Source organism: Streptomyces sp. NRRL WC-3549 (genome assembly GCF_000721935.1).
In the GTDB taxonomy this organism is placed as follows: Bacteria; Actinomycetota; Actinomycetes; order Streptomycetales; family Streptomycetaceae; genus Streptomyces.
The window spans coordinates 19,339-25,915 of sequence record NZ_KL585434.1 but is presented as its reverse complement, the minus strand read 5'-3'; the positions used below and the strand labels follow the sequence as shown (position 1 = coordinate 25,915).

The following is a 6,577-nucleotide window of genomic DNA, read 5'->3' as shown; positions in this document are numbered from 1 at the left end:
CCCGCCGCACCCTGGCTCCCCTGGTCGGACAGGACGAAGTAGCCGACCTGGCAGCAGGCGGCGCCGAGGGCGAGCAGGAGTCCGACGGCGTCGAAGCCCAGCCCCGCCCACACCTCGACGACGCAGGCGAGCCCCCCGACCGCCAGCACCACCCCGGCGGCAGCGGCCCGCGTCACCGGCCGGCGCTGTACGAAGCGCACCCAGCCGAGCACCAGCGCCGGGGCGAGGTACTCGACGAGGAGGGCGACTCCGACGGGGATACGGGAGATCGCGGCGAAGTAGCAGGCCTGCACCCCCGCGACGGCGAACAACCCGAAACCGGCGAGCAGCGCGGGGCGTTCCCGCACCAGGTTCCGGTGGCGCCAGGCGACGGGCAGCATGACGAGTGCGGCCCCCGCCACCCGCAGCCACACCACGTGCAGCGGGTCGAGTCCGGCCTCGATCAGGGGCTTGGCCGCGACCCCCGAACCACCGAATGCGAACGCCGAGGCGAGGGCGAGGCCCAGCCCGGCGCTTCTGCCCTGAGTCGCGTACATCGGCACATCATGGCAGTTGGCGTCAGCAGCGTCACCCCTGTGACCCCTGTCGCGAGGATGCCCGTGGTCACTCCGCCCGGTCGGCCCCGTCCAGCCGGCCGGCCGCACGCACGGCCAGCCGTGCCGCGTCGGCACCCGCCCGTTCCAGCACCTCGACGGCGCGGCAGCGGGGGTCCGCGACCAGGGCGGCGAGCAGGTCCAGTCCGCCGGCGCGGGGCTCCCCGCGCAGTACCGCACGGCGGACGGCACGGTCGAGCGCGACGGCGGCCGAGGGGGACCAGGCCTGCGTCCCCGGGTCCGGCACCGCGGGGAAGGAGCCCGAGTCCTCCCGGGTGCCCTGCCAGCGCAGCCCGTAGCCGATGCTGCGCTGGACCAGGTAGCCGAGCACCCGGGCCAGTTGGGGGCCGCCGTCGAACATCTCCCTGACCTCGGGGTCGGACTCGATCAGGGAGTGCAGGAGATGCGCCGTGTCGGTGTGCCGGTCGCCGTCGCGCACCGCCCGCCTGCGGGCCCCCGACGCCACCGCGGCCAGCTCGGCGGTGAGCGGCGCCACGTGGGCGGTGCGGCTCGGCGGGACCTGTTCGGGTGTCCATGTCGTCCGGTGGTGCACCCTCTTACTCCACCAGCCCCGACGGGCGAAGTCGTCGCCAGGACGGCCCATCCGCACATCCCGCGGAAGGTGGGCGGGGACAGGGGTTCCTCATCCTCCGGGATGAGGTCGCACCCTCACACGGTCAGGGCCCGCGGTGTCCGCCGGCCCTGACCGGCCGCCGCCGGGAGCGTACGGCTCAGTCTTCGTCGGCCAGGATGAGGTACAGCTTCTTCCGGGACTCGTTGATGACGGCGAGCGCCTTCTGCCGCTGGTCCGCCGAGCCGGTCTTCCAGACCTGGCCGAACGCCTCCATCAGGCCGAAGCCGGCCTGCCGGATCTCGTTCATGCCCTCCCAGTCGACGCCGCGTCCGGCGTCCTCCCAGGGGGCCTCGGGGCCGGACTCGGCCTCCGTGCGGCCCGTTTCGGTGAGCGTGAACAGCTTCTTGCCGCCCTCGCTGACGCTGACGATGAGCCCTTCGTCCTCCAGCAGCTGGAGGGTGGGATAGACCGATCCGGGACTGGGCCGCCAGGCCCCGCCGCTGCGGTCGCCGATCTCCTGGATCATCTCGTAGCCGTGCATCGAACGGTCCTTGAGCAGCGCGAGGATCGACGCGCGCACGTCCCCGCGCCTGGCCCTCCCCCTGCCGCCGCCCCTGCCGCGTCCGCCGCCGAAGGGCCCCCCTCCGAAGGGCGGTCCGAACGGCCCGAAAGCGGGACGCCCGCCGTCGAAGTCCCCCCTGCCCGGACCCCGGCGTCCGGGGCCGTATCCGTGCTCATGCCCCTGGTCGTGTCCATGTGAACGCATGACTGCGCTCCTCTCCATTGTGCGGTTCGTGTCGCGACTCCTGTCTTTGATCCGTCGCGATGGCTCAACGATATATCGGAAAGTGTCGAACGACAAGGCCCCGCGAACCTAGTCCGCGCTGACCTGTGCCAGTGAACGTTGATCGATTGCCAGCAAAGGGCGATCAACTGCTTTCTGTGCCAGTTAGGACTGACTGCCTGTGGGTTTGTGACAGTGGAGGATGACCGCTGGTGGCTGTCCCGTCTCATCGAAGGTTGAGCACGGTGCGTTCGGCCGTCGTCAGCCTCGGGCGCATCGCCGGTTGCTTGTCACAGGCGCGTGGTTGGGTGGCCTCATCCTTGAAGGAGGACCACGTGACTGATCTCAAAGCGGAGCTGCACGGCAAGCTGCAGGCAGGACGGGCCGGTCTGCTCTCCAAGCTGGAGGGACTCACCGAATACGACATGCGCCGGCCCATGACGCCCACCGCCGCAAACCTGCTGGGCTTGGTCAAGCATCTGGCAGGCCTTGAGTACGGATACCTCGGCGAATCGTTCGACCGGCCAGCACCAGAGCCCCTGGCCTGGGTCGAGGACGGTTCGATCTGGGAAGGCGCAGACATGTGGGCCAGGCCCGCTGAGTCCAGCAAGTACATCATCGGGCTCTATCAACGTGCCTGCGCGCATGCCGACCGAACCATCACGGATCTCGCACTCGAAACCCCGGGCCAGGTGCCGCACTGGCCCGAAGACCGCCGGGCCACCACCTTGGGCGTGCTGCTCGTTCGCATGGTCTCCGAGACTGCCCAGCATGCTGGCCACGCCGATGTCCTGCGAGAGCTCATCGACGGCAAAGCCGGACCAGATCACGACGGCTTCGGCGACGATGCCAAGTGGCAGCAACATCACGCCCGCATCCAGGCGGCGGCCGACACCCACCGCGCTCAAGACTCGCTGAGACCGCCCAACCTCCGATGAGACGGGACAGCGGCGACGATCTTCTATCGGGGCTGCGTCGCCTTCCGCCGTCGACCGCGCCCCCGGCCTACCTGTACACCGAATGATCAACCTTCTGTGGCACAAACTAACGTTGATCATCCTTCGGTGGCAATCGATCAACGTTCACTGGCACAGGTCACCGCGCTGACGCGTGACAGCGATCCCGGGTCGGTTGTCACTGAAGCTGAGGCCATCGAAGTCCGTGTCGGGCGAAGACGGGCCGATTGCCTGTCCAGCAGGCTTCGACAATTACTCGTGAAGCGTCAGTCGGCGGCGCCAGGCTGCCGTGTCGTGCAGGAGACGCGCCTCGGCATTGCTCGGATCCGAGCGGCTCGCCGGGTGATCGACCCGATGTTCCCCGATACTCCGCTGTACCGCTGCGAGGCACTGGAGCCCCTCTCGGATGGGCGGTGAGCATCAAGCTCGAGACGGCGAACCCGGTCCGCAGCTTCAAGGCCCGCGGCACCGAGCTGGTCGCCAGCCAGCTCGCCGATGACGGCTCGCGAGCCGTGGTGTGCGCGAGCGCGGGCAACCTCGGCCAGGCCCTCGCCTGGTCCGGTCGCGGCCGGGGGCTCGACGTCACCGTCGTGGCGTCGCGCTTCGCGACTCGGGCCAAGCCCGATCGCATCCGCGCGCTGGACGCCAGGCTGGAACTGGTGGGCGGCGACCAAGAGTTGGTGCGCGAGCGGGCCGCGGCCATCGCGCGCGGTGCGGGCATCTGGCTGGTCGAGGACAGCCTGGACATCGAGACCTGCGAGGGCGCGGCCACCATCGGCGTGGAACTGGTGGATGCCGTGCCGTCGTTCGACGCCGTCCTGATCGCTCTCGGCGGCGGGGCGCTGGCCACCGGTGTGGGTCATGTGGTGAAGGCCTTGGCGCCCGGGTCGAGGTGATCTGCGTTCAGCCGCTGGGAGCCCCGGCGCTGACACACTCCTGGCGCCACCGGCGCGTCGTCACCACCGACTCGACCGACACCATTGCCGACGGCGTCGCCGGCCGGTTTCCCATCCCGTCCGTCCTGGACGACCTCCTCCTGGTCGCCGACGACGCCGTCCTGGTCCAGGAGGTCCGTCGGCCGTGGCGTACACCGGGTGCCAGATGAGCTGCACCGCCGGGTTGAGCGCCATGACCACGCGTAGTTGCGGAACCTCCTGCGCGATGAGGACGCTGTCGGGGTTGTACGCCCGCAGAAAGATGTGGACGGGGCCTCGGGCATGGTTCACGAAGGCCTTGGACAAGACGTTCCACATCGGCGTCTTGAGCATCCAGTCCGAGGTCAAGGTCAGCTTGTCGACCACGCCCCCGAAGGGGGTGGACTCCAAGGGGGTGTGGCCCTTGGCAAGGGCGTAGTCGCTGATCTGCCTGCCGCCCGACCAGAGAGCCGGCGTCGGCGTGTTGATCTCCAGGTAGTCGCCGATGAGCTTCACCAGCTCTTGGTACCAGCTGTTCGACGCGCGATGGTCGCGCTGTTCCTGACGGTCGGCGTACCTCGCCATGGCCTCGTCGTTGAGCTGTCCCTGCTCGGCGATGCCGCCAAGGACGAGCTGCCAGGCGGCGTCCGTGACGTCGTCGGGGAAGCCCGCCTGAGCCATCATGTCGCGGAACGTGCCCCACTCGCCGTGCACGGTGGGATCGGCGGCGTGCCGCCGCGCCTCCTCCCTGACCCCGGGATCTCCCTGGCGCTGCACCCAGCGCGTCAAGTGTCCTTGTCTCTCGCACGCTCGCCGGCCCTCCAGGTCGCTGTTCGGCCCGAGGGCCGAGAATCAGGCCTCGGCACGACCCCCGCGAGAGCCGAGAGGGCAGCCGGAGGGGGCGCAACGGGCCCGAGGCTGACCCGCCGCGGTCCATCTTGCTGTCACCATCCGGCGGTGGTCCACCTTCGGTGGCAATCGGTCCGTGATCGCTGACACGGGACGTCCGCGCTGACCTGTTGTGCCGGTGATCGTCTGATCGAGTACCCCGGAGAATGACCGGCGCTCGTCCGCGCCGACGGGGGACGGGGTGACCGGCGGATTCGCGTCAGCCGAGGACGGCCGTCGACAACTCTGCGGTTCCGCCCGCCGGGCTCCGGTACGCTCTCCTGCTCATGGACGTGATGACGGGGAACGAGATGGTCTCCATCCCGCCGGGGCGGGTGACACTGTCGGACCGCCGGACGCAACGCAGTTGGTCGGTCGAGCTTGCGCCCTACCAGCTCGCGGCGTGCTCGGTCACCCAGGGGTTGTACGCACAGACCACAGGGCGGCGGCCGAGTGCCGCCCTCGGTGACCGGTTGCCCGTCGAGTGCGTCTCCTGGTGGGACGCGGCGCGGTTCTGCAACGCCCTGTCCCGAGCGGCCGGCTTCACGCCCGCGTACCACTTCCGTACCGAGGCCGAGGACATCAAGGCAGAGGACATCGAGGCCGAGGACATCGAGGCCGAGGACATCGAGTGGGACGCGTCCGCAGACGGGTACCGGCTGCCGACCGAGGCCGAGTGGGAACACGCCTGCCGTGCCGGGACCGCAGGTCCCCGTTACGGGACGCTCGACGAGATCGGCTGGTACCGCGGCAACTCGCACGAACGCCTCCATGAGGTGGGCGGCAAGCGCCCCAACGCGTGGGGGCTTCACGACATGCTCGGCAACGTCTGGGACTGGTGCTGGGACGTCTACGACGCCGAGGTCTACGGCGCCTACCGGGTGCTCCGTGGCGGTGGCTGGTTCGACGAGCACTGGAGCTGCCGGGCCTCCGCGCGGCGCCGCAGCCACCCGACGTTCCAGGTCGACGACGTGGGTTTCCGCATCGCGCGTTCCGTCGGGCGCTGATCCACACCGTGCGGGAAGGCCCGCCGCCGGCGCACCAGACCACCTGGGAGCCGGGCCGCGCCGGGGACTGCCCGTCGACACCTCGGTCCGGCTCCCTGTGGAGCCCGCGCCGCCGCTCCAGCCGGGCCTGATGCGCAGGGCCGGCGGCCGCGCCCTGCCATCCGGCGCCGGCACCCCGCACCCGACGATCCGGCCGCCGGCCCCGCCCGTGGGCCATACACGAAGGCGTCAGGCCCTCTACAGGCCAACCACCCGGAATTGGCCTTGGACCGCACGAATGCCCCGGGCATACGGTCGGGGCCATGAAGATCCGCATCGTCGACGCGTTCACCGACCGGCCCTTCGCCGGGAACCCCGCCGGAGTGCTGCTCCTCGACTCCGACCACTTCCCCGCCCCCGACCGCCTCCAGCGCGTCGCCGCGGAGGTCAACCTGTCGGAGACCGCCTTCGCCCACCGGCTCCCGCAGGGCGGTGAGGCCGACTGGGCACTGCGCTGGTTCACGCCCACCACCGAGGTCGACCTCTGCGGGCACGCCACGCTCGCCACCGCCCATGTCCTGCACACCACGGGCCTCGCGGAGGGCACGGTGCGCTTCGCGAGCCGCTCCGGCGTCCTGCGTACCACCGCCCACCAGGACGGCTCCCTCACCCTGGACTTCCCGACGGCTCCGCTGACACCGGTCGCCGCCCCGCACGGCCTGGCGGACGCGCTCGGAGCGGAACCCCGTTCCGTCCACGACACCGGGGAGAGCGTCGGCGACCTCCTGGTCGAGCTGGCCGACGAGGCGGCCGTACGCGCGCTCCGGCCGGACTTCCCCGCTCTCGCCACCTGCTCACGGCGCGGTGTCATCGCCACCGCGG

The 6,577-nt window shown here is 70.6% G+C and carries 7 protein-coding genes and 1 pseudogene; 4 read left to right on the top strand and 4 right to left on the bottom strand.

Features of this window, described 5'->3' with window-relative positions:
- From IH13_RS0131315 to IH13_RS0131305, 3 genes are all read right to left on the bottom strand, one after another.
- Window positions 1-536 (bottom strand): EamA family transporter (locus IH13_RS0131315; RefSeq protein WP_031089628.1); only part of this gene is annotated, 536 nt, incomplete at its 3' end.
- A gap of 67 nt (window positions 537-603) precedes the next feature.
- Window positions 604-1,146, bottom strand: coding sequence for a Clp protease N-terminal domain-containing protein (locus tag IH13_RS0131310; protein WP_031089626.1), 543 nt, complete (start codon window positions 1,144-1,146; stop codon window positions 604-606).
- 178 nt (window positions 1,147-1,324) lie between these two features.
- Entirely contained in the window at window positions 1,325-1,933 is a 609-nt protein-coding gene (locus IH13_RS0131305) for a PadR family transcriptional regulator (protein ID WP_082317780.1), read from the bottom strand.
- A gap of 353 nt (window positions 1,934-2,286) precedes the next feature.
- Here IH13_RS0131305 and IH13_RS0131300 point away from each other — a divergent pair, with 353 nt between their 5' ends.
- Together IH13_RS0131300 and IH13_RS39020 are read left to right on the top strand one after the other, a co-directional pair.
- Complete coding sequence (locus tag IH13_RS0131300; protein WP_031089624.1) at window positions 2,287-2,889, top strand: DinB family protein; 603 nt, start codon at window positions 2,287-2,289, stop codon at window positions 2,887-2,889.
- Window positions 2,890-3,201: 312 nt separating this feature from the next.
- Window positions 3,202-3,976 (top strand): annotated as a pseudogene (locus IH13_RS39020) (threonine ammonia-lyase); the annotation flags it as partial.
- On the opposite strand, the gene IH13_RS45240 reads toward IH13_RS39020, so the two are convergent.
- A complete protein-coding gene (locus IH13_RS45240) occupies window positions 3,864-4,610 on the bottom strand; it encodes a hypothetical protein (RefSeq protein WP_234433464.1) in 747 nt (248 codons plus the stop codon). The pseudogene IH13_RS39020 and the gene IH13_RS45240 overlap by 113 nt on opposite strands.
- Before the next feature lie 386 nt (window positions 4,611-4,996).
- Between IH13_RS45240 and IH13_RS0131285 the strand changes: the two genes are divergently transcribed.
- On the top strand, window positions 4,997-5,716 hold the full coding sequence (locus IH13_RS0131285) for a formylglycine-generating enzyme family protein (RefSeq protein ID WP_031089622.1): 720 nt from the start codon (window positions 4,997-4,999) through the stop codon (window positions 5,714-5,716).
- A gap of 302 nt (window positions 5,717-6,018) precedes the next feature.
- On the top strand, window positions 6,019-6,577 hold a 559-nt coding region (locus IH13_RS0131280), incomplete at its 3' end, for a PhzF family phenazine biosynthesis protein (RefSeq protein WP_031089620.1).